The sequence below is a fragment of the Hyphomicrobium zavarzinii ATCC 27496 genome, from assembly GCF_000383415.1.
Lineage (GTDB): Bacteria > Pseudomonadota > Alphaproteobacteria > Rhizobiales > Hyphomicrobiaceae > Hyphomicrobium_C > Hyphomicrobium_C zavarzinii.
The window spans coordinates 47,594-73,518 of sequence record NZ_KB911258.1 but is presented as its reverse complement, the minus strand read 5'-3'; the positions used below and the strand labels follow the sequence as shown (position 1 = coordinate 73,518).

General features: G+C 63.7%; 29 protein-coding genes, 1 tRNA gene and 1 pseudogene. 8 read left to right on the top strand and 23 right to left on the bottom strand.

Annotation, left to right across the window (positions count from 1 at the left end; genetic code table 11):
- Window positions 1–358 precede the first annotated feature (358 nt).
- The 3 genes from lpxD (at window position 359) to lpxA (ending at window position 2,784) form a co-directional block, all read left to right on the top strand.
- A complete protein-coding gene (gene lpxD, locus F812_RS0111460; protein WP_020086122.1) occupies window positions 359–1,417 on the top strand; it encodes a UDP-3-O-(3-hydroxymyristoyl)glucosamine N-acyltransferase in 1,059 nt (352 codons plus the stop codon).
- 64 nt (window positions 1,418–1,481) lie between these two features.
- Complete coding sequence (fabZ, locus tag F812_RS0111455) at window positions 1,482–1,985, top strand: 3-hydroxyacyl-ACP dehydratase FabZ (RefSeq protein WP_020086121.1); 504 nt, start codon at window positions 1,482–1,484, stop codon at window positions 1,983–1,985.
- On the top strand, window positions 1,978–2,784 hold the full coding sequence (gene lpxA / locus F812_RS0111450) for an acyl-ACP--UDP-N-acetylglucosamine O-acyltransferase (protein ID WP_020086120.1): 807 nt from the start codon (window positions 1,978–1,980) through the stop codon (window positions 2,782–2,784). The genes fabZ and lpxA overlap by 8 nt, the downstream gene beginning before the upstream one ends.
- A 20-nt stretch (window positions 2,785–2,804) precedes the next feature.
- On the opposite strand, the gene F812_RS0111445 is transcribed toward lpxA, so the two are convergent.
- Window positions 2,805–3,326 (bottom strand): pilus assembly protein N-terminal domain-containing protein, encoded by a 522-nt coding sequence (locus tag F812_RS0111445; RefSeq protein WP_020086119.1) that lies wholly within the window; start codon window positions 3,324–3,326, stop codon window positions 2,805–2,807.
- Window positions 3,327–3,488: 162 nt separating this feature from the next.
- On the opposite strand from F812_RS0111445, the gene F812_RS0111440 reads away from it, so the two are divergent.
- Window positions 3,489–3,707 carry a hypothetical protein gene (locus F812_RS0111440; RefSeq protein ID WP_020086118.1) on the top strand — a complete coding sequence of 73 codons (219 nt, stop codon included), beginning with the start codon at window positions 3,489–3,491 and terminating at the stop codon, window positions 3,705–3,707.
- 80 nt (window positions 3,708–3,787) lie between these two features.
- A complete protein-coding gene (locus F812_RS0111435) occupies window positions 3,788–4,321 on the top strand; it encodes an MgtC/SapB family protein (RefSeq protein WP_020086117.1) in 534 nt (177 codons plus the stop codon).
- Here the strand turns inward: F812_RS0111435 and F812_RS0111430 are convergent.
- The 8 genes from F812_RS0111430 to F812_RS27220 form a co-directional block, all read right to left on the bottom strand.
- Window positions 4,275–5,060 carry an ATP12 family chaperone protein gene (locus F812_RS0111430; RefSeq protein ID WP_020086116.1) on the bottom strand — a complete coding sequence of 262 codons (786 nt, stop codon included), beginning with the start codon at window positions 5,058–5,060 and terminating at the stop codon, window positions 4,275–4,277. The two genes, F812_RS0111435 and F812_RS0111430, sit on opposite strands and share 47 nt — an antisense overlap.
- Window positions 5,060–5,749: an HAD-IA family hydrolase gene (locus F812_RS0111425; protein WP_020086115.1), complete on the bottom strand. Its 690-nt coding sequence runs from the start codon at window positions 5,747–5,749 to the stop codon at window positions 5,060–5,062. Before F812_RS0111425 ends, F812_RS0111430 begins: the two co-directional genes overlap by 1 nt.
- Before the next feature lie 3 nt (window positions 5,750–5,752).
- Window positions 5,753–6,766, bottom strand: coding sequence for an RluA family pseudouridine synthase (locus F812_RS0111420; protein ID WP_020086114.1), 1,014 nt, complete (start codon window positions 6,764–6,766; stop codon window positions 5,753–5,755).
- Between the two features lie 139 nt (window positions 6,767–6,905).
- Complete coding sequence (locus F812_RS0111415; protein ID WP_020086113.1) at window positions 6,906–7,142, bottom strand: hypothetical protein; 237 nt, start codon at window positions 7,140–7,142, stop codon at window positions 6,906–6,908.
- 70 nt (window positions 7,143–7,212) lie between these two features.
- The gene (locus F812_RS25475; protein ID WP_020086112.1) at window positions 7,213–7,758 is read right to left on the bottom strand and encodes a type VI secretion system amidase effector protein Tae4; all 546 of its coding nucleotides are present in this window, start codon (window positions 7,756–7,758) and stop codon (window positions 7,213–7,215) included.
- A gap of 148 nt (window positions 7,759–7,906) precedes the next feature.
- Window positions 7,907–9,226, bottom strand: a complete 1,320-nt coding sequence (locus tag F812_RS0111405; protein ID WP_020086111.1) for a replication-associated recombination protein A — start codon at window positions 9,224–9,226, stop codon at window positions 7,907–7,909.
- A gap of 33 nt (window positions 9,227–9,259) precedes the next feature.
- The gene (locus F812_RS0111400; RefSeq protein WP_020086110.1) at window positions 9,260–10,708 is read right to left on the bottom strand and encodes a Do family serine endopeptidase; all 1,449 of its coding nucleotides are present in this window, start codon (window positions 10,706–10,708) and stop codon (window positions 9,260–9,262) included.
- 203 nt (window positions 10,709–10,911) lie between these two features.
- On the bottom strand, window positions 10,912–11,877 hold the full coding sequence (locus F812_RS27220; RefSeq protein ID WP_051113813.1) for a septal ring lytic transglycosylase RlpA family protein: 966 nt from the start codon (window positions 11,875–11,877) through the stop codon (window positions 10,912–10,914).
- Window positions 11,878–12,230: 353 nt separating this feature from the next.
- Between F812_RS27220 and F812_RS0111390 the strand changes: the two genes are divergently transcribed.
- Window positions 12,231–12,320: transfer RNA gene (locus F812_RS0111390), tRNA-Ser, on the top strand.
- A gap of 569 nt (window positions 12,321–12,889) precedes the next feature.
- On the opposite strand, the gene F812_RS27125 is transcribed toward F812_RS0111390, so the two are convergent.
- From F812_RS27125 to F812_RS0111370, 3 genes are all read right to left on the bottom strand, one after another.
- A complete protein-coding gene (locus F812_RS27125; RefSeq protein WP_020086108.1) occupies window positions 12,890–13,093 on the bottom strand; it encodes a helix-turn-helix transcriptional regulator in 204 nt (67 codons plus the stop codon).
- Window positions 13,094–13,179: 86 nt separating this feature from the next.
- Complete coding sequence (locus tag F812_RS0111375) at window positions 13,180–13,593, bottom strand: flagellin (protein WP_020086107.1); 414 nt, start codon at window positions 13,591–13,593, stop codon at window positions 13,180–13,182.
- 469 nt (window positions 13,594–14,062) lie between these two features.
- Window positions 14,063–14,272, bottom strand: a complete 210-nt coding sequence (locus F812_RS0111370) for a cold-shock protein (RefSeq protein WP_020086106.1) — start codon at window positions 14,270–14,272, stop codon at window positions 14,063–14,065.
- Window positions 14,273–14,682: 410 nt separating this feature from the next.
- On the opposite strand from F812_RS0111370, the gene F812_RS0111365 reads away from it, so the two are divergent.
- Window positions 14,683–15,384 carry a VIT1/CCC1 transporter family protein gene (locus F812_RS0111365; protein ID WP_020086105.1) on the top strand — a complete coding sequence of 234 codons (702 nt, stop codon included), beginning with the start codon at window positions 14,683–14,685 and terminating at the stop codon, window positions 15,382–15,384.
- A gap of 133 nt (window positions 15,385–15,517) precedes the next feature.
- Window positions 15,518–16,051 carry a Spy/CpxP family protein refolding chaperone gene (locus F812_RS0111360; RefSeq protein ID WP_020086104.1) on the top strand — a complete coding sequence of 178 codons (534 nt, stop codon included), beginning with the start codon at window positions 15,518–15,520 and terminating at the stop codon, window positions 16,049–16,051.
- Between the two features lie 69 nt (window positions 16,052–16,120).
- Here F812_RS0111360 and F812_RS23580 read toward each other — a convergent pair.
- The 11 genes and pseudogenes from F812_RS23580 to bchI form a co-directional block, all read right to left on the bottom strand.
- A pseudogene (locus F812_RS23580) lies at window positions 16,121–16,363 on the bottom strand (cytochrome b/b6 domain-containing protein); the annotation flags it as partial.
- Window positions 16,345–16,626 (bottom strand): recombinase family protein, encoded by a 282-nt coding sequence (locus F812_RS27290; RefSeq protein ID WP_425337463.1) that lies wholly within the window; start codon window positions 16,624–16,626, stop codon window positions 16,345–16,347. The pseudogene F812_RS23580 and the gene F812_RS27290, both read right to left, overlap by 19 nt.
- Before the next feature lie 119 nt (window positions 16,627–16,745).
- Window positions 16,746–17,228 carry a hypothetical protein gene (locus tag F812_RS0111350; protein WP_020086102.1) on the bottom strand — a complete coding sequence of 161 codons (483 nt, stop codon included), beginning with the start codon at window positions 17,226–17,228 and terminating at the stop codon, window positions 16,746–16,748.
- An 87-nt stretch (window positions 17,229–17,315) separates the two neighbouring features.
- Window positions 17,316–17,492 (bottom strand): hypothetical protein, encoded by a 177-nt coding sequence (locus tag F812_RS26525; RefSeq protein ID WP_020086101.1) that lies wholly within the window; start codon window positions 17,490–17,492, stop codon window positions 17,316–17,318.
- Window positions 17,489–17,635 (bottom strand): hypothetical protein, encoded by a 147-nt coding sequence (locus F812_RS26520; RefSeq protein ID WP_020086100.1) that lies wholly within the window; start codon window positions 17,633–17,635, stop codon window positions 17,489–17,491. Before F812_RS26520 ends, F812_RS26525 begins: the two co-directional genes overlap by 4 nt.
- Before the next feature lie 12 nt (window positions 17,636–17,647).
- Window positions 17,648–19,594: a 1-deoxy-D-xylulose-5-phosphate synthase gene (gene dxs, locus F812_RS0111335; protein WP_020086099.1), complete on the bottom strand. Its 1,947-nt coding sequence runs from the start codon at window positions 19,592–19,594 to the stop codon at window positions 17,648–17,650.
- A gap of 49 nt (window positions 19,595–19,643) precedes the next feature.
- The gene (locus tag F812_RS0111330) at window positions 19,644–20,687 is read right to left on the bottom strand and encodes a phytoene/squalene synthase family protein (RefSeq protein WP_020086098.1); all 1,044 of its coding nucleotides are present in this window, start codon (window positions 20,685–20,687) and stop codon (window positions 19,644–19,646) included.
- Window positions 20,668–22,197, bottom strand: a complete 1,530-nt coding sequence (locus F812_RS0111325) for a phytoene desaturase (protein ID WP_020086097.1) — start codon at window positions 22,195–22,197, stop codon at window positions 20,668–20,670. The genes F812_RS0111330 and F812_RS0111325 overlap by 20 nt, the downstream gene beginning before the upstream one ends.
- A 53-nt stretch (window positions 22,198–22,250) precedes the next feature.
- On the bottom strand, window positions 22,251–23,156 hold the full coding sequence (bchO, locus tag F812_RS23575; RefSeq protein WP_040498237.1) for an alpha/beta fold hydrolase BchO: 906 nt from the start codon (window positions 23,154–23,156) through the stop codon (window positions 22,251–22,253).
- Entirely contained in the window at window positions 23,153–24,895 is a 1,743-nt protein-coding gene (locus tag F812_RS0111315; protein ID WP_020086095.1) for a magnesium chelatase subunit D, read from the bottom strand. The genes bchO and F812_RS0111315 overlap by 4 nt, the downstream gene beginning before the upstream one ends.
- A 4-nt stretch (window positions 24,896–24,899) precedes the next feature.
- Complete coding sequence (gene bchI / locus F812_RS0111310) at window positions 24,900–25,925, bottom strand: magnesium chelatase ATPase subunit I (RefSeq protein WP_020086094.1); 1,026 nt, start codon at window positions 25,923–25,925, stop codon at window positions 24,900–24,902.

Below are 25,925 nucleotides of genomic sequence, written 5' to 3'. Positions count from 1 at the left end.
CCGCGCTCTGCGCGGCGTTTCCTTTTGGGCCCCCCCCTCAGCCCCTCCTCTTCGTTGCATAGGTCTCGCCCTTGGCGGCCTGTTTACGGGGTGTATGCCGTGGGCTTTGAGATTTGGGCCGCCGGCCGCCTCCGTCGGGTTTTCCGCTGAATTGGCGCGCTTCTCCCGGCCCTGGCGCTTGTTAAAGCGCGCTTTTTGTCGGAAAACCGGGGCCCAACTTCGAGTATCCGGCGCGCACCGGACGTCCCGTGCCGCCGCGTCATCCCTGCCGGGCCACTCGCGAGAGCGCCCTCAAGTCACGCTCCGGGCCAGCGGCATCCGAAGCGATCGAGATCTAGGTTATCGAGGTCCACACGCCATGAACCACCCCGGTTTCTTCCATAACGCCGGGCCCTTCACGCTGGCTGAGATCGCTGCGGCGGTTCAGGCTGAGGTGCGGGGCGACGACGCGGCCAAGACGCGTAAGGTCGACAGCGTGCAGCCGCTCTCCGAGGCCTCACCACGTCACCTCTCGTTCTTCGAGAACCGCAAGTATCTGCCCCAGCTTCTCGCGACGCAGGCGGGGGCGTGCCTGGTCTCCGCGCAGTTCGCCGATCGCGTGCCAGCGCATACCATCCCGCTCATCGTCAAGTCTCCCTACCGCTCGTTCGCAATGGCGCTCGGGCTCTTCTATCCGGAAGCTATCCGCAGCAAGGCGGCCGGGGCGGGCGAGGAGCAGCGCATCTCTCGCTCGGCGCAGATCGAGGATGGGGCCGAGATCGAGCCAGGCGCCATCATCGGCCCCGAGGCCAGGATCGGGCGGGGAAGCCGCATTGCCGCCGGTGCCGTGGTCGGCTACCGGGTCTCGATCGGCCGTGACTGCTACATCGGCCCGCTTACATCCGTGATGCATGCCCTGATCGGAGACCGGGTCATTCTGCACGCGGGCGTGAGGATCGGACAGGACGGCTTCGGCTTCGCGATGGGCGCCCAGGGGCACCTCAAAGTGCCGCAGGTCGGGCGGGTCATTATCCAGGACAACGTCGAGATTGGAGCAAATTCAACCGTCGATCGCGGGGCGCTTAAGGATACCATCATTGGTGAGGGGACGAAAATTGATAATCTCGTCCAGATCGGGCACAACGTAGTCATCGGGCGCCATTGCGTGATTGTCGGGCAGGTCGGTATTTCGGGATCGACCGAACTCGGTGACTACGTCGTCATGGGCGGTCAGTCCGGCGCTGTCGGACACATCAAGATCGGCAACGGAGCGCAAATCGCAGGCGGCTCTCATCCGAAGGACGATGTTCCGCCGGGAGCTGTGCTGGCGGGTACTCCCGCGCGACCTTTCAAGCAATGGGCGCGTGAAGTGGCCGCCGTAACGCGGCTCGCAAAGCGCGGCGGGGATCGCCCCGACGACGACGCGAGCAGCACCTGAAATTTTTGGATCGAATGCCCTCGCCAGAGTCGAGACCGGTTGGGCAAAAAGGAGTGTAATGGGGATGGACGACGCGACGAAGAAATCTTCAGCGACGACAGCGGATATCAGCAAGATCCTGAAGCTGCTGCCGCATCGCTACCCCTTCCTTCTTCTCGATCGCATCTACGACATCAACGGCGATGAGACGTGCGTGGGAATAAAGAACGTCACGATCAACGAGCCGTTCTTCCAGGGGCACTTTCCCCAGTATCCGGTCATGCCGGGCGTGCTGATCATCGAAGGCCTCGCGCAGACGGCGGGCGCGCTCTGCGTGCACAGCCTGGGCGAGGACTACAAGACCGAGCTCGTGTATTTCATGGCCATCGACAAGGCCAAGTTCCGCAAGCCGGTGCTGCCGGGCGATCAGCTGCACTACCACGTGAGAAAGATCCGGAACCGCGGCCGCGTCTGGCGCTTCTACGGCGAGGCGAAGGTGGACGGTCACACGGTGGCAGAGGCGGAGATCAGCGCCATGCTCGCCGACACCGCAGAGGCTCGGGCGTTCGCGGCGAGCAAGAATGGCTGAGACCAGGATACACCCCAGCGCGATCGTCGAGGACGGGGCCCGGATCGCGGACGGCGTGACGATCGGGCCGTTCTCGGTGGTCGGCGCGAACGTCACGCTCGGAGAAGGCGTCGAGCTTCAGAGCCATGTGGTGGTGACCGGGCGCACGACGATCGGCGCACGGACCCGCATCTTCCCGTTCGCGTCCATCGGGCACCAGCCGCAGGATCTCAAATACAAGGGCGAGGCCTCGACCCTCGAGGTCGGCACCGATTGCCTGATCCGTGAAGGGGTGACGATGAACCCCGGCACGGAAGGCGGCGGGCTCAAGACAGTGGTCGGCAACTCGTGCGCGTTCCTCGCGAACTCTCACGTGGGCCATGACTGCACCGTGGGCAACAACGTCATCCTCTCGAACAACGTGATGCTTGCCGGGCACGTCGAGGTCGGCGACTTCGTCATCATCGGCGGGGGCGCGGCCGTGATCCAGTTCGCCCGCGTGGGCCAACACGCCTTCCTCGGCGGAATGAGCGGCCTCGAGCAGGATCTCATCCCCTACGGCATGGCGCTCGGCAATCGCGCCTACCTCTCCGGCCTCAACATCGTGGGGCTACAGCGGCGCGGCTTCTCGCGCAGCGAGATCCACGACCTGCGGCGCGCCTACCGTCTTCTGTTCGCGCAGGAAGGCACGCTTCTCGAGCGCGTGGCCGACGTGGCCGACGAGTTCAAGGACCACGCGACGGTGATGGAAATCGTGGCCTTCATCAAGGCTGGCGGCAAGCGCTCGATGTGCACGCCAAGAAACGGCGCGGACGCCTAGGGCGTCCTTCTCTTCAGGGCTTACTGCCCCTCTCCGGCGCCGCCTTCGCCGCTGCGGCCGTCGGAGAACTTCGTCTTCGCCGTGGCGTGCTTCTGAATGGTATCGAAGTACGCGCTATCGTCGCCGATCGTGAGCGTCGGCGAGCAGTTCGGCGTGCAGCTATAGGACTGGCGCAATCCGCCCTTGGTCAGATTCACCGTGCGGACCTCGTCGCGCTGAACGACGATGCGCTGATCCTGGATGATGTTGCGCTCCGCATCGAGCGCGATGATGTTCGTCACACCGAAGGTCTTGCCCGTCACCACGAGCAAGTTGCCGCCCTGGATCGCAACGTCGGCGATCGATGGGTTGCCGATGATGACGCTGGCCACCGGCCGCGGCAGACGCAGAAGCTGCGACTGGTCGTAGGCGACGACCAGATCCGAAGCTCTCGCCTTTGCCGACACGAGAAGAGCGGCAAGCACGATGAGCGCGCCCGTTGCCAGCATTGCCCGGCGAACGGGGGCATCTGTGCGCACGGCAATGGCTGCAGTCGGCACCATGGCCCACTCCTCCTGTTCCAGATTGCCACCAATCTGCGGCCGATTAGGTAAACGAAGATCTAACGCGCGCTTCGAAACGGGCGCGGCATGCTGCACATGAGGGAACGCTTTCGCACCGCGAGCGTTTTTTCACGAGCAAGTGGATTTCTCACAGGAGTTTTCATGTCGCGCACTACGCTTCTCATTCTCGTGGCGGCCGTCGTGCTGATGGGAGGTGCTCTCGCAATTGCACAGAGAGATGCATCCGGCCCTGCTGTTTCGAGTGGCGAAGGAACGCGCGTCGACGCGCCAGGCACTACCGTCGAGTCCGACAACGAGAAGACTCGCATTCAAGCGCCGGGAGTCGACATCACCGTTCCGAAGAGAAATGACGAAGACTGATAGTTTGAATTTATCATTTCTCTGAAGAGCGACTTGGCTTATCCTCCTGCCCGTTTCACGTCCTCCGGAGGAACTCAGCCGTGACTGCTCTCGAGCTTCTCTATCCCTCGGGGTCTCTCGCTTATGTGGAGGTCGTGTTTCGTCTCGTGCTCGCAGCGGCGCTTGCGGCGCTGCTCGGCTGGGATCGGGAAGAGCGAGATCGTCCGGCCGGCATCCGCACCTACATGCTGGTTGCGCTCGCGGCTTCAGTCTTCACAGTGCTGACATTCGAAATCTACGAGACGGTACGCCTCAGCCATTCCGAGGGCGCGTCCGATCCGATCCGTATCATCGAAGCCGTCACCGCGGGCGTCGCGTTTCTCGCGGCGGGCACCATCATCCAGGGACGCAATAGCGTGCGAGGGCTCACCACGGGTGCTGGCATGTGGATGGCCGGTGCACTCGGCGTCGCGTCAGGCGCAGGCCATTACATGCTCGCGATCGTGGCCGCGCTTCTGTCGTTCGTGATTTTGAGGTTCATCCAATCGCCGCGGTCCAGCCCGGACAGCTCGCGGGAGTCCGCTCTTATCATCGAAGAGGATGAAGAAGGCGAAGACACCGACTTGCGGCGCTGAACTCGGCGAAGCGGGCGGCGGCTTGCGCTTCGGCCTCGGCGTCATAGCCCCACTGCTCGCGCTGCCACGTCTCGTCCACGGTTGCCGCGGCCCATGCCTCGTCGAGAGACAGACGTCCCCTGGAATGAGCGAGCGCCAACAGGGCCGAGCCGCCGATGGTGGTCAGCACGTGAAGCGCTGCGAGGCTCAGCGCATCCAAGCTGCCCAGCGCGCGACCGATGGCTTGCAGAGCCTCGGGCGGCTGCTCGATCGGCATCAAGCCCTTCTGAAGCTTGAACTCCGCTTCCAGCTCCTCGCGCGCCCATGCGAGCACAGGATCCCATGCCGAGGCCTGCCGGCGCACCAGCGTCTCCGGAGATTCGGCGCGGTAGCACAGAAGATCGCTGCCCGAGAACGCCACCACATCGCCCACGACCTCCGCCATGCGGGCGGACACGGCATCGATGGCGGAGTTCGCGATGCGGGTGAGCGGCATTGTGGCCGGGTCGATGCGTTCGCCCTGCTCTGCCCATTCGGCGGCGATGGCGTCCGCCAGCGCCTCGGCCGGAACGACGAGCGCGCGCTTGCCGGGGGTCTTGATGGCGCGTCCATCGAGCAGGATCGCGAAGCCTTCCGGCTGCTGCTCGACGGAAACGGACTTGTAGAAGCGCTTCGGAAGCGGAGCGCGCAGCGAATCCTTGATCTCGAGCCCCGGCGCGCCATTGGCCTTGCCGTTGGACCTCGTCTCGTCACCCGTCATCAAGCTCGCTCCCGATGGAATACGATGCGATCGAGCGCCTGCTCGAGCTCGGCGCAATCGGCCGAGACGTGGTGCGCGCCGGCCGCCCGGAGCGCATCCTCCGGGTGGTAGCCCCAGCTTACGCCGATCGCGGAGGTGCCGGCCTCTCGTGCCATCTCGATATCGAAGGTGGTGTCACCGATCATCACGGTGTCCGGCGTTTCGGCGGCCGTCTCATCAATGGCGGCGTAGATCATGGACGGATGTGGCTTCGAGGGGTGCGTGTCGGCCGTCTGGATGGTGGCAAACAGATCCCCCCACCCCTCACGCTCGAGCACGGCGTCCACGCCACGGCGCGATTTACCGGTGGCGAGGCCCAGAAGAACGCCGTCCCGTGCCGCGAGCTTCGCCAGCGTCTCGCGGACGCCAGCGAACAAGGGTTCCACGTGATCGGGCCGACGGCGCAATTCGCCGAAGGCGGCCTTGTAGGCTTCCGCCAGCCGGTCGACGCGCTCGAAGTCCGTCCCCTCCGGCACGAGGCGCGCGACCGCAATGTCGAGCGACAGGCCAACGACGCCGACGATGCGGTCACGCGGGGGTGCGATCAGCCCTTCCGATGCGAACGCGCCCTGCATAGCGGCCACGATGACGTGCTGGCTGTCCACCAGCGTTCCATCGCAATCGAAGATGACGAGCTTCACGGCCGTCATGCCTCAGCCATCGTCCTTGTCGAAACGGCGCGGATCGAGACCCAGCAAATCCCAGGTGACGAGCATGTGGGGCGGCAGGGGTGCGGAAACGTCGATCTTCGCCTTCCCGGCCGGGTGCGGAATGATGAGCCTGCGCGCGTGAAGGTGCAGCTTCGGCTCGATGTTCTCCGCCACCAGATCCATGCCGCCGTCATATTTGTTGTCGCCGACGATCGGGTGCCCGATCATTTCCATGTGCGCGCGGAGCTGGTGCTGACGCCCGGTGACCGGCTTGAGCGAGACCCACGACGCCTTATGCGCAACCCGGTCGATCACCGAGTAGTGCGTGGTGGCGTGCATGGCTTCCTTCTGCTCGCCGGGCCGCGCCTTGCGAATGCGATCTCCATCGGGACCGGACGCCTTGACGAGTGCGGCCTCGATCTTGCCCTGCGGCGGCTTGGGCACGCCCTTGACGAGAGCCCAGTAGGTCTTGGCGGCGGAGCGTGTCTGGAAAATGCGGCCGAGCTTCGCCGCCGCGGCGCGATGCTTCGCGACCAGCAAAACGCCCGTGGTGTCACGGTCGAGCCGATGGACAAGACGGGGGCGGTCCCCGAAGCGGTCGACCATACCGGCGAGAATGCCGTCGATATGGCGGCGCGTCCCCGTGCCGCCCTGCACCGCGATGCCGAACGGCTTGTTGAGGACGAGCACGTCGTCGTCCTCGAACAGGATCATGCTCTCGATCAGCTCGCGATCGGCCTTCGATGCAGACGGAACGGAAGCCTGCGCGGCGGCGGGGCTTCCTTCGCGCGGCGTGCGCGCGGCCTTCGGCACGCGGATCTTGGAACCGGCTTCGAGGCGCTCCTTGGCCTCGACGCGCTTCGCGTCCACCCTCACCTGCCCGGACCGCAGCAGCTTCTGCAGGTAGCCGTGGGTGATTTCGGGGAAGTGCACGCGGAACCAGCGATCCAGGCGCATGCCCGCCTCGCGCTCCGTCACCTCGATCGTCTCAACGCGCTCCTGCGCGCGGTCAGTCATGGGAATGGGGTCTTTCAGCTTCGTGCGGACAAGCTTCGATGGGCCGCAAACTCCATCCTCGGCCGCTTCATGCCTGTCGCAGCCGTTTCCGTTCGCCGGAGGACTTCCGATAGCACCCTTGCCGGGCGCGCGCGAGGGCTCAGTCGGCGCGCGATCCGCCGCGGAGCGGGCCGCCGATCACCCAGCCGATGGTCCAGCCCACGATGAGGCCGGCGAGGTTCACGACCATATAAGCGAGCTGGTTGATGTTCTCGGCCTCGTCCGAGCTCTCGTACTTGAACTGGAGGGCGGCCCAATCCGCCACGGGGCCGCTCAAAAACTTCATGGCGAGGGCGGCGCCCACGATGGCGAAAATGATTGCAACGAGATAGCGCATGAACCCCTCCGGTCGTCCTCGGGTGTCTCCGCTTGCGCTCCCCACCCCTCTTGGTCGTCTTCTTTCGCGCTCACTTAACTTCCCAGAACCAGATCTCTCCGGCGCCGGCATAGTTCGAATAGTAACCAAGCCAGGAGAACCACTCCATCAGCCATTTCGCGGAGGAGCGGTAGCCGTTCCACACGTCGATGTGGTCGCCGGTGGGGCGCCCCGTATCGGAGGAGCGGCGCCAATAGTCCTGGATGTAGATGATGCCCGTGCGGCCGAAGATCTTCGGGTAGAACTCGGCGGCGTCCGCGCCGATGAACTTCTCCGTCGGGCCGATGCCGTCGATCTTCGCCCGCGCGATGCCCTGGGCGAGCTGGCTGGCGTTGATGAAGTGCATCTCATCGCGCGGATGGACGGAGCAGTGCGAGATGCCCGAGAGCTGCGACGGCTGAACGCCCGCCCTGCGGAGCGCGACGCCCATGCGGATGGCGCACTGGTTCGAGAAAACCGGAAAACCCGCGAGGATCGTCTTGCCTTCAAGATTGGTGAGATTGTGGGGAGCGATACACGGGGTCGACACGCTTTCGTTGATCGGATGCCCGCGCCAAAGATCGTTGAATTCAATCATGAAACGCTTCCCTACCTCGATCCGCCCCGTCGAGCGGCCAGAGCGCTCAGTCCCTCCCCGGCCGTCGCGCCACGGACTATAGGGGGCGGCCGCGAGGTTGGCCAGATCGCCCAGGCCACGGTTTTCCGGTTATCTGAGCTGCATGAGCCTATTGGCTGTCCTGCCGCTTTCTGCGCAGGCCGTCCCAGTAGGAGAGGCGTTTACCAAGCTCCCGCTCGAAGCCCCGCTCGGGGGGATCGTAGAACTTGGGACGGGTGCGCATCTCGTCGGGAAAGTAGTTCTGCCCCGAGAAGGCGTCCGGCTGGTCGTGGTCGTAGAGATAGCCGTCGCCATAGCCCTCCTCCTCCATCAGCTTGGTGGGGGCGTTGAGGATGATCTTGGGCGGGCTCAGCGAGCCGTGCTCCTTGGCGGCACGCATGGCCGCCTTGTAGGCCACGTAGTTGGCGTTCGATTTGGGGGCGGTGGCCAGGTAGATGGTCGCCTCCGCAAGCGCCAGCTCCCCCTCGGGGCTGCCCAGAAAATCGAACGTCTCCTTGGCCGCGTTGGCGATCACGAGCGCCTGGGGATCGGCAAGGCCGATGTCCTCGATGGCCATGCGCACGAGACGGCGGGCGATGAACAGGCGATCCTCTCCCCCGTCAAGCATCCGGCACAGCCAGTAGAGGGAGGCATCGGGATCCGATCCGCGCACGGCCTTATGGAGCGCAGAGATCAGGTTGTAGTGACCATCACGCCCCTTGTCATAGAGCGGCGCGCGGCGCTGCACGAGCTTGACGAGAGCCGCCCGGTCCAGAGGCTTGCCGCCGGGCTTCACCGCCAGCAACACCTCCTCGGCAAGATTGATGACGGCCCGGCCATCGCCGTCGGCCATCGACTTCAGGGCATCGCGGGCGTCCGCGTCCAGCGGGAGGGGCCGACGCTCCTCGGCTTCGGCACGCTTCACGAGATCCTCCAGCGCATCCTCGTCGAGACGGTTCAGCGTCAGAACAGTCGCGCGGGAGAGCACGGCGGCGTTGATCTCGAACGACGGGTTCTCCGTTGTCGCGCCGACGAGCGTGATGGTGCCGTCCTCCATATAAGGCAGGAAGCTGTCCTGCTGAGAGCGGTTGAAACGATGGATCTCGTCGATGAAGAGCAGCGTGCCGCGACCCTGCTCACGGCGGGCCTTGGCCCGGTCGAAGGCTTTGCGCAGCTCCGCAACGCCGGAAAAAATCGCCGAGAGCTGCTCCAGCTCGAGCTTGGTCTCATGGGCGAGAAGGCGCGCGATGGTGGTTTTTCCGCAGCCGGGCGGTCCCCACAGGATGAGGCTCGGCAGACGGCCGCTTGCGAGCAGGCGCGTCAGCGTGCCTTCGGGCCCGACGATGTGCGCCTGCCCTGCCACCTCCGACAGCTTCTGCGGCCGAAGACGATCGGCCAGCGGGCGGGGCGCGCTTTTTTCGAGCCCGGCGGCTTCAAAGAGATTGCTCATGGATCCGATGTTAGCCTGGAGGGGACGCTTCGCCTATCCCGGCACCTGGAGATTGAACACCTTGTCGCCGCGGCGCACGGCCACGAGCCACATGCGCTGACGAACGGCAAGCTGCTTCTCCAGGTCGCTCACGGTCGAGACCTGCACCTGGCCCACCTGCACGATGATGTCGCCCGGCTGGAAGCCAAGGCGCGCGGCGGTGGAAGAGCGGCGGACGGAGAGAACGACGACGCCTTCGCCTTCATCGATGCCGAGCTCGTCGGCGACCGCGGGCAGAATGTTGGAAACCCGGGCGCCATCGAGCGGATGCTGCCCGGCGAGGTTACGCACGTCGTCGCGGCCGGGCTGCGGCGCGGCCACGAGGGTCAGCTCGAGCGTCTGCGGCTGTCCTTTGCGGATGACACCCACTTTGACCTGGCTGCCGATGCCGCGCGTCGTCAGGCGATAGTGGACCGCGCGCGCGTCTCCCACCTCGAAGCCATCGACGTTGACGATGACATCTCCCGCGATCAGTCCAGCGCCTGCGGCCGGCCCCTTATCGGACACGCGCGCGACGACGGCGCCTGCGACACGATCGAGACCCAGCGCCTCGGCCATGTCGCGCGTGACCGTCTCCAGGCGCGCACCGAGCCACGGCCGCTCGACCTTGCGGCCCTCCACGGCACCCTGCACGTAAAGGCGCACGAGGTTCGACGGGATCGCGAAGCCGATGCCCTGCGAGCCGCCGGATTGGGAAAAAATCATCGTGTTGATGCCGACGAGCTTGCCCGACATGTCGACGAGCGCGCCGCCCGAGTTGCCGGGGTTGATCGCCGCGTCGGTCTGAATGAACACCTGGGAATCCGAGTTTCCGATCTCACTCCTGGCGAGCGCGGACACGATGCCGCTCGTCACCGTCTGGCCAACGCCGAACGGATTGCCGATGGCGAGCACCATGTCGCCCACTTCGAGCGTGTCGGAATCCTCCAACTCGAGCGTCGGGAAGCGATGATCGCCGTTCTCGATCTTGAGGATCGCGATGTCCGTCTTGTCGTCCTGGGTCAGAACCTTCGCGTCGAACTCGCGCTTGTCGGCGAGCGCGATGCGGATCTCGGTCTCGCCGCGCCCCCGGATGACGTGCGTGTTGGTGACGACGATGCCTTCCGGGCTCACGATCACGCCGGAGCCGAGCGAGCTTTGAATACGCTCGGAGGGCTGGCCGAATGCATCGCCGAAGAACTGACGGAAGAAGGGATCGTTGGCGAAGGGCGAGGAGAAGGTCTGCACGCGGCGCTGAACGTAGACGTTGACGACCGCCGGCGCGGCGCGGCGCACGATCGGCGAGAACGAGTACTGCGCAACCTCGCGCGACGGCGGCACCTCACGCGCGACGCCGATCTCCGCCCTTTGCGCGGTCGCCTCCCGATCGAACATCGAGGCGCCCGCGACGCCGAGCAAGCCAGCCGCAACGAGAGCGGCGAATTCCTTGAAATAGCGAGACATAAATCCTGCCCCTGTCCCTTGCTCCGGTCGCATCTTCTACGCCGAACCGGGGTGCGGTTCGCGTTACAAATGTTCCAGATTCCGCCCGTGGATATAGGACAGGGATGGGACGTGCGGAAGATGGCACAGGCGCCCTTGCAAACGCTTGTTCCTTCAGTCTTTTTCTTGAGGTACCCAGAACTCGCCGCCGTTGCCCGTGAGACTTAGCGGGCGACCAGCCCCGCGCGATAGGACGAAGGCGACCAGCCGCTATCCTGCTGTGGCTCGGCCGCCGCGTAGCTGCGGGGTGCATAGCTTGGGTTTGCCGCGTTCCGGTTGAACGCGCCGTCGGCGTAGGCAACCGGCGGCACCCCCACGGGCGGCTGGGCTTCCTGTGCCACGCCCTGCGGTCCGAATGCCTTGCGTCGGTACTGCTCCCACTCCCGCGCGGACTGATCCCGCTCGTAGGCGGCGATGTCGGTTCCGCCATTCCCCGAGCGGCTGGCGAGATACTGGCGCTCGCGGGCATCGTTACCGTCGAGGGGGGCCGGTCCGGCGTAGCGGACGCGAACCCGCCCGGTTCCGCCGGACATGAGGCCCAGCTCACGCGCCGAGGCTCTGGAAAGGTCGATCATGCGCTCGCCCACGTAAGGGCCGCGATCGTTGACGCGCACCAGAATGGTGCGGTCGTTGGCGAGGTTTGTCACGTAGACGTAGCTCGGCATCGGCAGCGTCGGATGGGCGGCCGTCAGCGCATTCATGTCGAAGACTTCGCCGTTGGCCGTATGGCGGCCGTGGAAATCACTGCCGTACCACGAGGCCACGCCGATGCGATCGTAGTCGGGCTGCTCGCGCGGATTGTACCAGCGTCCGCCAACCTGATAGGGCTCACCCACCTTGTAGCGGCCGCCACCCTTGGGAATGCGCTCGTTCTCGCCTGCGACACGACGGCTGGCGGAGACGCCCCATTTGGATTCGGGGAACATGGGCTGCTTGGACGACGAGGCGAGCGGTGAGAAGGCGCTCGACACCGCGCTCTGCGTGCTGGAGCAGCCGCCCAGGGCGCTCGCAACCAGCGCAGCGGCCAGGGCGACGAACGGCGCCGGACCTAGTTTGCGCGCGGGGATCTCTCGAGAAATCGGTTTCAAAAGCCGAGGCGCGGACGCACCTTGGCTGTACACACTCAACATGACGCCATCCCACGGGCTCCGAACGCGAGCCCTCCTGCCTAGCCGCTTCCGGGTGCCGCTGTTTGCGCGGTCTTCACCGATAAGCCCTCGCAGCATCGCAGAAAGCGATTGCCATCCCGTTAAGTGGCGCGGCCGGGGGCCTTCATGCCGCGTTAACCTGTCCTTGAGGGCCAAGGCCGGAGTGTGTATAGGGTCCCACGCCGCTCGGCGACCGGCGCGCCGGCAGATGTGCCAGCTCGTTTTGGAACTGGGCCGAAGCTTCGCAGCTCGCCATTCGGCGAGAGGCTTCGACAGCTTCGGACGTTCGCGGCCAGAACAGCCCTGGCTTCGGCGCGCGCCGAGACGGACCCTGCGGAGGGATGGTCGAGTGGTTTAAGGCACCGGTCTTGAAAACCGGCGTGGGTGCAAGCCCACCGTGGGTTCGAATCCCACTCCCTCCGCCATAGCGTCCAATCCTACATCGTTGAAAATGTTAAGCGCACTCCTTCCGGCAGCGGCGTATGTCGTAGCTACGAGGGGTTCCTACACACAATGACTAGCCAAATCCCGTGTGATTGATGGGAGGCCGGTCCATTTTCAACGGATGCCCCATGTCTAGGAAACGCGAACCGGCTCGGCCCCGCAACGTCAACGGATACTGGTGCCTCGTCCGCCGCGTGCCGAAGGAATTTCAATGCCTCGAAGCACGCCGGTGTGGTGATGCTATCGACCAACATCCGTATCTCCGATGACCCGCGCGGGATCAGAGCCCAACACGCCGTCGATATTATCGATGCCGAGCTGCTCCTGTCCTGGCGCGATGCCGCGATGGGCAATGTTGGTCAATCCCGAAACCGGCTTCAGAAGGCGCAGGACACCGCCCGCAGCTTCGGCTGCGATTACATCGAAGCGCCATCCCTCAAGCCCCAGCTCAGCGAACTCCTGGGGCGAATGATGCTGCTAACCCAACTTGGGCAGAACGAATTGCCAAGAGCAGCTCCAGCGCTCCGTCGGCAACATCCTGCTCTCGCCATCACCGTTTGTGCTTTTCAAGCCAGACCTTCACATCGGCCAAATCATAGAGAACCTTTGCCTTGCCGCCCTCTCCAAGACGGACATACCTAGGCCCACGCCCGGTACACCGCATCTTTTCCAGCCCGCGGGTCGACATCTTCAACAACTCGGCCAGTTCAGCAGTGCTGAGATAGACCGGTGGCGTCCTGTTGCTGTCACTCATTCCTGTAAAATGGGAGACCGCATCGCCGGGATGGCGCGTTCGGGGCGTTGACGGCTGCTGGCGAGATCGGGTTTTGAGGTGAGCCTCTACCCGAGTATCTGCAGCAGGTTTTGAGAGCCGCTATTCGAAATTTCAAGCGTTTGAATCGCTAGCTGCTCCTGCGTTTGCAGGGCCTTCATTTTGGCAGCCTCCTCGCTCAGGTCTGCGTCGACGAGCTGGCCGATGCCGCGGGTGTTGGAGTCGATGAGATTTTTTACGAAGGCGTTGTTGCCCTCAATCCGCGCCTTCGTGGCGCCGACGACTGACGCGGACAGAGTGAGCTCGGAGAGCGCGTCATCGACCGCCTTGATGTAGCGGTTCAAAATCTCCTTATCGAGATCCGTGTCCGTCAGGCGCGAAATGTCGATATTCGATACCGCGACTTCAGACGCGGCGGACCTGTCCGAACTCGCAATCTCGCGGGTACGTGTGAAAGTCGGGGAACTTACACTCGTGATCATTGCGGCCTCCATACGTAGGGGCCAGTCTAGCGCGCGCTTGCTGACATTTAATTTTCACGATGTGGATGAATTGATTCAAATTGAGGAGACGTCAGTTTCTGGCCCGTGGCTAACCAAACCCATGGAGCAGGTTCGTCTCATTAGGCGAAATCGCCAGCATCCATGGCCGTGCCGAGACGGCTCTACAGACCCGCGTCCGCTTGCAGGCCAAGATCGGGCATACTTCCGCGTCAGCTTACATCAGTACTGAGTGCCTTGGCTTCCGAAGTCAGAGGCAAGAGTTGAGAGCACCTGGTCGGCGGCCTCGTTGAGTTGGTTGGGAACGGAGGCGTTCGATGCGTCAGATGCGATTTTACCAGAATGTCCCTTGCTTCCTGGCCCGCCTTGATAAGGCTGTCGCACACCGGGAGAATGGCCGTCCCGCAAGGGACGGCCAAGAGTTCACATTAAACCGGCCCGAACACGCAGCTTATGCAGCTGCGATGTTGGCAACGGCGGTCTTGCCCGACCGGCGATCTTCCTGCGTGTCGAACGAGACCTTTTGGCCTTCGTTCAAACCATGCAGTCCTGCGCGCTCAAGCGCGGTGGCGTGGACGAAGACGTCCTTGCTGCCATCGTCCGGCTGAATGAAACCGAAGCCCTTTTGGGTATTGTAGAATTTCACGGTACCATTTTGCATTTTAGTTCCTCATTTTGCCAAGCAAAAGCCAATGCTCACGCTCAAAAGCGTGGCACATCCGGTAAACGATTTTTTGAGATGTTCTAAGCGTACGCCCAACAGCGTGGGCAGACGGCCCGATTGTCTGGCCAAAACCGATAATGCTATTGATGCTATTTACATCCGAATAGCAAGATAATTCACTCCGAGAAGACACATCATCATCTGAGCGTCAGGAGCGGCTGCCTGCCAAACGCAGTCCGCACGGACTGCGGACGGCACGCGAGATTTCCGCTTATGACCCGTTGGTCTGGTTCGGCAGCTGGTGGGCGACATCGCTGTCGGGAGGCCTTCGTTGAGTTCTATCGATCCAGCTATGAATGCGGAAGCATCGGCGGTAAATTAGGAATGAGCCGTCCTGGAACGAAGATATGTCGCGCCTGCATATCCATCCCGAGTCCCATCTCGTCTCCCGCATCGGCTGGCTACGGGCAGCAGTTCTCGGCGCCAACGACGGTATCGTCTCGACTGCCAGTCTGATCGTTGGTGTGGCGTCGGCTGGGTCAGGACGGGCGGAGGTATTGATCGCAGGGCTTGCGGGGCTTGTCGCCGGGGCGATGTCGATGGCTGCCGGTGAGTACGTCTCGGTCAGCTCGCAATCGGACACCGAGCAGGCGGATCTTGCCCGCGAGCGAGCCGAACTCGCAACCCAGCCTGAGTTCGAGCGCGAGGAATTGGCGCAGATCTACATCGGCCGGGGAGTGTCGCCCGATCTGGCGCATCAAGTGGCGGACCAGCTCATGGCGAAGGACGCGCTCGGGGCACATGCCCGCGACGAGCTGGGAATATCGGAAGTGACGACAGCTCGCCCGATCCAGGCGGCGTTGACCTCAGCTGCGACCTTTGCCGTAGGTGCGGCCCTTCCGCTTCTTATGGCGCTGCTCCTGCCGGCCGCGATGCTTGTGACGGGTGTCTCCGTGGCATCGCTCCTGTTCCTGGCGATTCTCGGCGCGATCGGTGCCCAGGCGGGTGGAGCAAATGTACTCAAAGCCACCCTTCGCGTGACCTTCTGGGGCGCGCTTGCCATGGCTCTGACGGCAGGGATCGGGGCGGTCTTCGGGGTCGCGGCTTGATAGCGCAGCGATTTCGCAAATTGAATCCGGCCGGCGAAGGATGCAGATGCAGAATTACTAAATGAGTGTGGCATCTGTCATCAGGTGCTCATCCGAGTGACCTCCGCTCCGGGACGCATAGGAGGAACGCAAAATGACCAACTCAATTCGACGGACGATCGCGGCAGCAGCTGTCCTGGCTACGGCAGCGGGTTCGGTGGCGTTTGCGCAGGACCAAGGTGGCCACTCGGCGCCCATGATGGGACCCGGCATGATGGGTCGAGGCATGGGACCAGGAATGATGGGCTGGGGCATGATGGGGCCCGGAATGCAGGAGATGATGGGCCCCGGCATGATGATGGGAAACGGCCCAATGATGGAGGGGCGGCTTGCGTATCTCAAAGCCGAGCTCGGCATCTCCGAGGCCCAGACAGAAGCCTGGAACGGGTACGTGAACGCCGTCAAAGCCCGTGCTTCCACTATGCAGAGCACATACGCAGCGATGATGCAGACCATGCAGTCAGGCAGTGCCGTCGAGCGTTTGCAGGCGCACATTCGAGCGATGGAGAGCATGGTCGAGACTCTGAAGGCCCTCTCCCCGGCTACCGAGGCGCTCTACAAGGTGTTGAGCGATGAGCAAAAGAAGAAGGCCGACCTGCTGCTGGGTGCAGGCTGCTGCATGATGTGACGGTGTTAGGCGCGTGCCGGCGACGATTGGCATATGTGGGAGGCAGGCACTGGAAATCCGGGGCATTGCTCATTCAGGTCGCTTGCGTCCGGTGAACATACCCTTGGCCAGATTCTCTCCGTGCTCCATGCTGGGGATGATGACGCCCGTGACATGCAGTCCAACGACGGTGAGCGTAATGTAGGCGAGTGCTTCGTGCACAATCTCGAGCATCGTGGATCCCCAGCAGGCGTCGGTCGTCATCGCAAAACCCGTCACGCAATGCGCGGCAAGCAATACCATCAGGATGACGATCATGGCGCGACGGCCTTCCGGCCACGGACGCGATGCTTTCGATCAACTTCCTCCCAAATGCTGTAGAGCGGTCGCGACGCAATGGCCGCTGAGTGTTCCCCGCACACGCGGGGATGAACGGGGGGTGCCGCTACGACATGGATCAAATGGGACAGACTGCGCCCCAAGCGATCTAGCCTCCAAGTCACCAGCACGTCACCTGGCCGAAGTTGACCCAAAGCTCGGTCCAGGGCAGGGCGGCTTCCCCCGGGCGCCAGAAACTCCTTCGTCAAGAAGGACATGTTCGCAGCCGGCTTTGACAAGCGCATCAATCACGCGCCCATGGGCACTCCGCGAGGGCGGGCTAGGCTTTGCGCCCCAGTCGTGCACATTTGTGACGTCAACGCGCTGTGCCAAGGGCTCAGCCGTGCTTGTGCTCTGACGTGCTGGCTGACGACGGTGCTTTCTGCTCGAATACCGGATCCGCCGAAACGGCGGGTGCCGGCTCCGGGCATTCAGCACGATACACGAGCGCCAGCGGGCGCTCCGTCCGTTGCGGCTCCGCCTTCTCCAAAAGGTTTTCAACCATCAAGCCCTTCATCATCGCGTAGTAGACAGCGCCGAGCGCGAGGCCAAGAAGGACGAACGCGGCTGGAACGTTCAGAGAATTGGAGCCGAGTGAACCGGTCGCCTGCAGAAAGAACCCGACAACGACAAGCGCGCCACCTACGCGGGAATCGAGCCACTGCTCGTAGAGCTTGCGTCTGGCGAAGGCATCTCCCGGTGCGCCGGCTCTCTCGGGAGCGGGTGTAAGAAACAACGAATTGCAGAGCAGGCATGCTCCAGCGAGAGCGTAAACCATCCCAGCGATGGCCCAAAGGTTGGCGTTCGTCGATAGTATCATGTCCGATCTCCGATCCCCAATCTGCACCCCGCCGGTTGAGCTCAGACTTTCCCTTTTTAGGGGGCCCGTCAATGCCCGCAGCGCACGTCAATTCTCGATGTCGGCGTCGCTTCTCGGGGCTGCGTTTTGATCTTCCTTGACTTCAGGTCTCGCACTGCGTTGCCGGTCGAGCCGCCTGCAGACCAGCTCGAGGATGGCCCAGGCGACGGCGAACGCGGCAACGACGGCCAGTTCGATGAACGCAAGTGGCGAAAATGCGGTCATGGCTGCCGCCGCCCGTCATCGCCCTCGTCCTTGTCTTTGCGTTGGCGACCAAGGCTCTTGCGCACCGCATAAAGCTCCCACACGGCCACCGCCAGCACGACACCGAAGACAAACGCCAGTTCGATCAGGCCATAACCCACCATCCACGTCCGCTCTCAGAGATGGCTAAGGGCGGCGCCCCCGGTCAGCACATCGTTGCCGATCATCGCAAGAACGACCCCGACAATACCTGCCGCGTCCAGCCCTGCCGCCGCGTACATGGCGTCCGGCGCTCCGTGCTCCATGAACACGTCAGGGAGGACCAGAGAGCGGATGCGCAGCTTGCCGTCGAGCAGGCCTTCTCCGCTGAGGGAGTGGAGAACCTGGCTGCCAAAGCCGCCGATCGAGCCTTCTTCAACGGTGACGAGCAATTCGTGATGGCGCGCCAGCTGGCGCACGAGCGCGTGATCTATCGGCTTTGCGAACCGCGCGTCCGCTACTGTTGTCGATAGTCCGAGTGCAGATAGCTTATCGGCTGCGGCGAGACATTCCTTCAGGCGCCCGCCCAGAGAGAGGAGCGCAACTTTCGTGCCTTCGCGAACCACGCGCCCAACGCCAATCGGCAGTGGGGCGCCCTCTCGAGGAAGTGGAACTCCCGTTCCTTCGCCTCGCGGGTAGCGAATTGCCGAGGGCCCATCGTCGAGGGCCGCTGCGGTGGCCACCATGTGGACCAGATCGGCCTCGTCAGCCGGTGCCATGATCGTGAAGTGAGGCAGGCAACCGAGATACGCCAAATCGAACGACCCGGCGTGGGTCGCCCCGTCCGCACCGACGAGCCCGGCGCGGTCGATCGCGAAGCGCACCGGGAGCCGCTGGATCGCCACGTCGTGCACGACCTGATCGTAAGCACGCTGCAGGAATGTCGAATAGATGGCTGCAAACGGCTTGAGGCCCTCGGCCGCAAGACCAGCCGCGAACGTTACGGCGTGCTGCTCGGCTATGCCAACGTCAAACGCGCGATCCGGGAACTCCTTAGCAAACACGTCAATGCCGGTCCCATCGGGCATCGCCGCCGTTATGCCGACGATGCGACTGTCCTTGCGAGCTTCCGCCACGAGGCTGTCGGCGAACACGCGCGTGTAAGATGGTGCCTTCGGCTTCGGCTTCGCTTGTGCACCGGTCAGCACGTTGAAACTGACCACTCCGTGGTATTTGTCGGGCGATGCCTCGGCCGGGGCATAGCCCTTTCCCTTCTGCGTCACGACGTGCACCAGGATCGGCCCGCGATCGGCGTCGCGGACGTTCTGCAGCACGGGCAAAAGTTGAGACAGATCGTGTCCGTCGATGGGGCCGACGTAATAAAAGCCCATCTCCTCGAAGAATGCGCCTCCGGACCAGTAGGTCCGCGACAGTTCCTCGATCCGCGCGGCGCGCCGCTCCCATTGCTTCGGCAGTCTCTTGGCAAGCTGCTTCGCGAGATCGCGGACGTGCAAATACACGCCACCCGAGGTGACGCGCGTGAGATAGCGAGACAGCGCCCCCGTGGGCGGCGCGATAGACATATCGTTGTCGTTCAAAACGACGATAAGACGCGCATCCGCCGCTCCCGCGTTGTTCATGGCCTCATACGCCATGCCTGCGCTCATGGCGCCATCCCCGATCACGCAAATGACATTGTTCGTCTCGCCTTTGAGATCGCGAGCGACGGACATGCCGAGACCGGCGGAGATCGACGTCGAGGAATGCGCCGCGCCGAACGGATCGTACGTGCTTTCGGAACGGCGCGTGAAGCCCGAGAGCCCGCCGGGCTGGCGCAGCGTGTGAATCCGTTCTCGCCGGCCCGTGAGAATCTTGTGCGGATAAGCCTGGTGCCCGACATCCCAGATCAGCCGATCTCTGGGCGTGTCGAAAATGCGGTGCAAGGCGACGGTGAGCTCGACGACACCGAGGCCGGCGCCGAGATGCCCCCCGGTGACCGACACAGCGTCGATCGTCGCCTGCCGGAGCTCATCAGCCAGTTGAACGAGGTCGCTCTCCGGCAAAGCGCGGAGGTCGGCCGGAATTGAGACGCGATCCAAAACCGGCGTGCTGCGTTTCTTGGGCGTGCCTTCCATCGACGTCATGTGTTGCACCCATTCCCGGCCCTGCCCGGACCGAACGAACTACTTCTCTTCATAGTGCCGCGCGCTCGCGCCTCTCGAGCCGCTCCCAGATTTCAATCAGCCGGACGGCTTGCCCATTCAGATTCCACCATGCAGGCAGCGTATCTGCGGGCTCGAGGTGAGACGCGGCGTCGATCAGAAACTTCGCCGCCGGCGCGGGCGGAAGATCGCGCGCGAGCGGCGCCTCGTTTGGCGGGACAAGCGCTTGGGCGATCAGCGCAAGCTTACGTTCCTTGGACACGACGGCGCGACGCGAGACGGAATCGTGCCTGTTGCGTGTGACCTCTCTACCGATCTCGGCGTAAATCAGGCGGGCGGCATTGACGCCTGGACGGCAGAGCGCCGGCAGGGCCGCGATGCCCGAGTCGGCCCGCCGATAGAATTCGTCTGCCGTAAGAAGCAGTCTCCCGACCACCCGGGCTAGTGCTGAGGATGGCCTCGGCGCAGCAAGCCAAGCGTCCGGATCAAGCCCGCTCTCGCGCATCCATCTCAACGGAAGATAGATGCGGCCCGCAGCAGCGTCCTCGCCCACGTCTCGCGCGATATTTGTAAGTTGCATCGCAATGCCGAGGTCGCAGGCACGCGCCAGAAGCTGAGGGGATCGAACGTTCATTGCGAGCGCAAACATGATGCCCACCGTCCCTGCGACGCGCACCGCATAGGCAATGAGATCATCGATGGTCTCGTAGCGCCGCCCGGCGGCATCCCACGCAAGGCCCTCGATCAGCGCTCTAGGTACTTCTTGCGGAATGCGATGCTGCAGCGCTACCCGCGCGAAAGCCCTGTCAGATGCGATCGCCCAAGGCTCGCCGATGTAGGCCTGATGCAGGCGTTGATGAAGCATCTCTATCGCGCCCGGATGGCGCGCTGCAACGTCGATGGCGTCGTCCGCCACTCTGCAAAAGGCGTAGAGCGCCGTCGCGGGCTCCCGTACAGAGCGGGGAAGAAGGAACGAAGCAGAGTAGAAGGATTTCGATCCGTCGCGGAGCAGAGCGCGGCAGGCCATGAGATCTGAATGCGCGCCGTGCGCGAGTTCAAGCGAGTGCGGCTGCATGAGGTACCACCGTGTCGAGAATCCGAGCCGACGAGAGAACGCCCGGGACTCCTGCTCCCGGATGGGTGCCCGCTCCTACGAGATAGAGGCGATCAATATCTTCGCTGACATTGTGTGGGCGAAACCAAGCGCTTTGGGTGAGGATCGGCTCGAAGCTGAAGCCGGCTCCCTTGAACGACAACAACTGGCTTTCGAAATGCAGCGGCGTCGCCACGCGAGAGGTCGCGAGATTTTTTTCGACCCCGGGCAGCACTGTCGACTCCAGGACGTTCGCCACCGCGCGGCGATACCGCTCTGCCTCGCTGTTCCAATCTATGGATGCGCAGAGGTTTGGAACGGGCGACAGGACGTAAAATGCGTCGCAGCCGGGCGGAGCCATGGAGGAATCCGTCGCCGTGGGCCGGTGAAGGTATAGGCTCATGTCTTCTGCGAGCGTCTTCTTTCGGAAGATGTCGCGCAGAAGCTCCCGGTACCTGGGGCCGAGCAGGATAGTGTGGTGCGGGACATCCGCATAGCGCCGCGTCGTCCCGAAGTACCAAACGAAGAGGCCCATGGAGTAGCGGGCCCGCTCGAGCTTCCGGTCCGTCCAGCGACGACGCGCGTGGGATGGAACGAGCTTGTGGTAGGTCCACGCAGCGTCGGCATTAGAGACGACGATGTCGGATCGCATGATGGCGCCCGTTGCGAGCTTCACGCCAATCGCCCTGCGACCATCGAGGAGCACCTCTGCGACTTCGGCGCCGTAGACGATGCGGCCGCCTTGCCCCGCGATCAGACGCACAAGTCCCTCGACCAGCGATCCCATTCCACCCATCGGAAAGTGCACGCCCCATCGACGTTCCAGGAATGAAATGAGGCCGTAGATCGACGTGACGTCGAACGGGTTGCCGCCCACGAACAGCGAATGGAAGCTCAGAAGGATGCGGACCTGTGGGTTGCGTACATACTGCGACACCACCCCATAAACGCTACGAAAGCTCTTCAGGCGGAGGAGAGACGGCAAAACGCGCGCCATGTCGGTCCACGAAGAGAACGGTACATGCCCAAGCTTCTCGAAGCCGGTGGTATAGATCTCCTCGGAGAAGCGCATGAAGCGGTCGTAACCGGCGACGTCTTCGGGAGCGATCCGGCGAATTTCCTCCCGCATCGCGGCCGGATCGCTGTTGCAGTCGACTGTCCGTCCGTCGTGGAAGCGGATCCGGTAGAAGGGATCGAGCGGCCTCAGATCGATGTCGTCCGACATGCGCCGTCCGCAGAGCCCCCAAAGCTCTTCAAACAGGAACGGCGCTGTGACGATTGTCGGGCCAGCATCGAACGTGAAGCCGTCCTGGCGGAAGACGGCAGCGCGACCGCCGGGCTTCAGCTGCTTTTCCAGGACGGTCACGCGGTAGCCCCGTGCACCGAGCCGGATGGCTGCAGCCAGCCCGCCAAAGCCGCTGCCGATCACGATCGCATGTGGGCGGCCATCAGAAGACGCGGCGTTGCGGGAATGTGACGGAAGTGTCAACATAGTTTGACATTAAATACTGTAATTACATTATTCGCAACCGTCTTGGCGGGAAATCACGCATTTCGCGCCGGAGGGCTCAGAAGCGACAACCGCATTGCCGTTTCGACTACAATTTCCGCGATCTCTTCGGGCTTCTCCTCGTGCGCGAGGTGTCCGGCGCCTGCGACTCTCACGATGCGAGCCGACGGCGCGAGAGACGCGGCTCCTTCCGCATCCGCAGGAGAAATCGCGCGATCATCCTCTCCAACGACGAGCACGAGCTCCGGGCCGAGGCGGTGCATGTCGCTGACCAGGCTGTCGAGATCCCAGCTCGCCATCATGCCGAGTGCCGACTGGACGTGTCCCGGATTGCCAAACAGACGACTATAGAACGCCACGTCCTCACGTGACGGCTTCGAGCCTGTTCCGCGTAGCACGCGCTCCACCGCGGACGGGCTTTGAGCGCGCCACGCCATGATGTGTCGCACGACGGGCGACAGCGCCATCATCCGGGCAATCGGTGAAAAGAGCCGCCCGACCGGTGTCCTGAACGGGAGCAACGCGCCGTTGATGCTCACGATGCTCGCGGGCTTGATCTCTCCGTCCAGAGCCGCGCGGATCAGGATCGCCGCCCCCGCCGAATGACCCGCCGCTAGAACGGGCTCTGCGCCCAGCTTGCGCATCAACTTGCCAATGCCCCCTGCCATCGCGGGGAGGCTCAGTCCAGTTGCATCGGCTGGCACAGCCGTAAACCCGTGACCGGGCAAATCAGGGGCGATTACCGTGAACTGTCGGGCCAGCAACGTCATGATCTTGCGCAGCGAATGTGTGGACGCGCCTGTGCCATGGATCAAAAGCAGCGTCGGGCCGGCCCCCATCATTTGCACATGCCAGACGAGCCCTCCCGCCGAGACGAAACTGCTGGCATCGCGGTTAGGCCAGTCACGGCCGTCGCGCTGCCAATCGAGGGGGGCTGTCACAGTCCGCTCCGGCGGGCGTGATGGCGTACGGCCTGCGAAAGCGTCTCGGCATCTCCGTGCGGCAGCGGCAGATATCGCGCGCCCAGAGCTTCGGCAACCCGCTGAGCCGGCTCGCTTGCACGACGGTTCGACGTGTCGATCAGAATGCCGGGCACGTTACCGGACTTGATCGCCGCCGCGGCTGCCAGGGCATCCGACATAGCGCGCGGCCGGTCCGCGGTTCCATCGATCGCCAGATTTGCGCGCCCGTCGGTCAGCAAAATCAGCAACGGGGACTGCCCTCTGCGACGAACCTGTGCAGCAAGCTTTCCAGCTGCGCAGATGCCCGACGCCAGCGGCGTTCCGCCTCCGCCAGGCAGATCCGACAAATCCCGCCGGGCCTTTGTCAGCGATCTCGTTGGAGGCAGCAGAAGATCGGTGCCGCGCCCCCCGAAGGCGATCAAGGCCACCTGGTCTCGACGGACGTAGCAATGCGCCAGCAGGAGTTCAATCGCACCCTTCGCCTCGGCCAGACGGGCGATGGCCGTCGATCCAGAGGCGTCGACCACAAAAATAACAGCGGTTTCGGATTTGTGTTTCAGCCTTGTGACGCGAAAGTCGTCCGGCCTGACAAGAATGCGACGGGACCCTGGAGAGGTTTTTCGCCTGATCTTCTGCCATGGCGCGGCGGCGCGTAACGTCTCGAATATGTTGAGACGCGCGTTACGGTCCCAGCGCCCGGCGCGTATGCCGGCAGGACGACCCCGGCGCGTTGCTTTTATCGGCTGTCCTGCGCGGCCGGATCGCAGGGACCGCTTGCTCGAAGTGCCATTGTCCAGGCTGCTTAGAAGACCGGGAGGAAGAGCGGACTTCGCTGCCGCAACGATCATATCCCGTGCGGAGGAACTGCTTGAGGGATCGGTGTCGTCGGGCCGTGGCTGGTCGCCAGCACTTTCCTGCTCCGGCCGGTCCGGCGTCCCTTCGACCGGCAGTACGATTGCACGCGGACCAATGACGAGGCGCGCAGCCGCAGCGACGTCGTCTTCACAAACCTGCGTGCGGCCCGCGAGCGCGGCGCTACACCGGGCGACGCGGACCGCCGACGAAAAAACGTGAAGCGACCTCACGCCAAACTGGGCCGCGACCTCGTCCAACGTGCGCAGCCATTCGTCTCCGATGTGCACAACCTCAAGGCGCAACCTCGCTTGCGCCACATCGTCGATCGTCCAGCTCGCTGCGGTTAGCGGCGCGCGATCATCGTGACTGCAAATCATCGCCAGTCTATCGGACAAGGTTGCAGGCACCCCCTCATCGTCGTCCAAACTTTCATCGAAGGCGACAACCGCGAACGATGCAGAATGTCTCTCCGTAAAACCATCGCGTTCGACGACGAACTCACGGCGATCGAGAGCAGACGAGAGCAGCGACGCTGCGTGGCGGTCGAGACGCTCCGCGGACCCGATCAGAAGGGTCCCGCCGTCGGCTGCGGCAAGCAGGCCGCGCTCGAAAAGAGGCCGCCCGGCTGCAAGCGTCGCCGCCAGGTCGAGTCCTCCAAGAAGCCGGGCCGACGTCGCGTGAACCGGCAGTCGTGTGACGCGCGATCGATCAGACTGGAGCGAGCCGAAATGCGCCAACCAGTGCTCTCTCTTGGGACCGGGCGGTCCCCTGAGGACGAGACCGCGAAGGCCCACTGGATCGACAGCGAGAAGAGCCGCGGCGAACGCAGCATCGTAATCCGCGTTGACTGCCTCGCCCGCCATGGCCTCACGCTCTGAAGTTTTCCTCGATCGCACGGCCGATGCGCACCGTCGAAGCGCTTTCGTCGAGCGGGTCGCGACGCAGCCGATGCCGCAATGCTGCTGGCGCGACCTCGCGGACGTGCTCCACGACCACGGCATGATTACCTTGCAGCGCCGCCAGCGCCCGCGCAGCGCGCACGATCGTCAACTCTCCGCGCAACCCGTCCGCGCCGACTCGCACGCAGAGCTGGGATGCCTGCCGCAGGATCGCGTCGCCGACGTAAACCGCATGCAGTCTCTCGCGAGCAGCCACGATCCCGCGCCGCAGCTCATCCGTTTGAGACTGCCAAGCCGCGAGGAACGTGGATCCATCGCGTTCGAAGGCATCGCGCCTGCGGACGATCTCGACACGCGTCTCCACGTCCTCCGGCGTCACCGCCTCCACGCAAAGACCAAAGCGATCGAGCAATTGGGGCCGCAACTCTCCTTCCTCGGGATTGCCGCTGCCGACCAGCACGAACCGTGCCGGATGGCGAATGCTCAGGCCCTCGCGCTCGACGACATTCTCTCCGGACGCCGCGGCGTCGAGCAGGAGGTCGACAATGTGATCTTCAAGCAGATTGACTTCATCGATGTAGAGAAATCCCCGGTTCGCCCGCGCGAGCAGTCCCGGCTCAAAAGACTTGACGCCCTGCGTCAGTGCCCGTTCGAGATCGAGCGCTCCGACGATCCGATCTTCCGTCGCGCCGAGCGGAAGGTCGACGACGGGAACGGATATGATCTCGCTCTTGAGCGGCTCATCCTGCCGGCGCTCCTGACATTCGGCACACCCTGATCCGTTGGCGTCAGGATCGCAATGGTAACGACAGCCAGCGGTGGCGAGCATCGGCGGCAGCAGCTCGGCCAGCGCACGAACAGCCGTCGATTTGCCCGTTCCGCGATCGCCGAAAATCAAGACTCCCCCGATTGCGGGATCGACGGCCGCTATCATGAGCGCGCGTTTCATTTCCTCCTGACCGAGGATCGCAGAGAACGGATAGGTCTTCGCCAT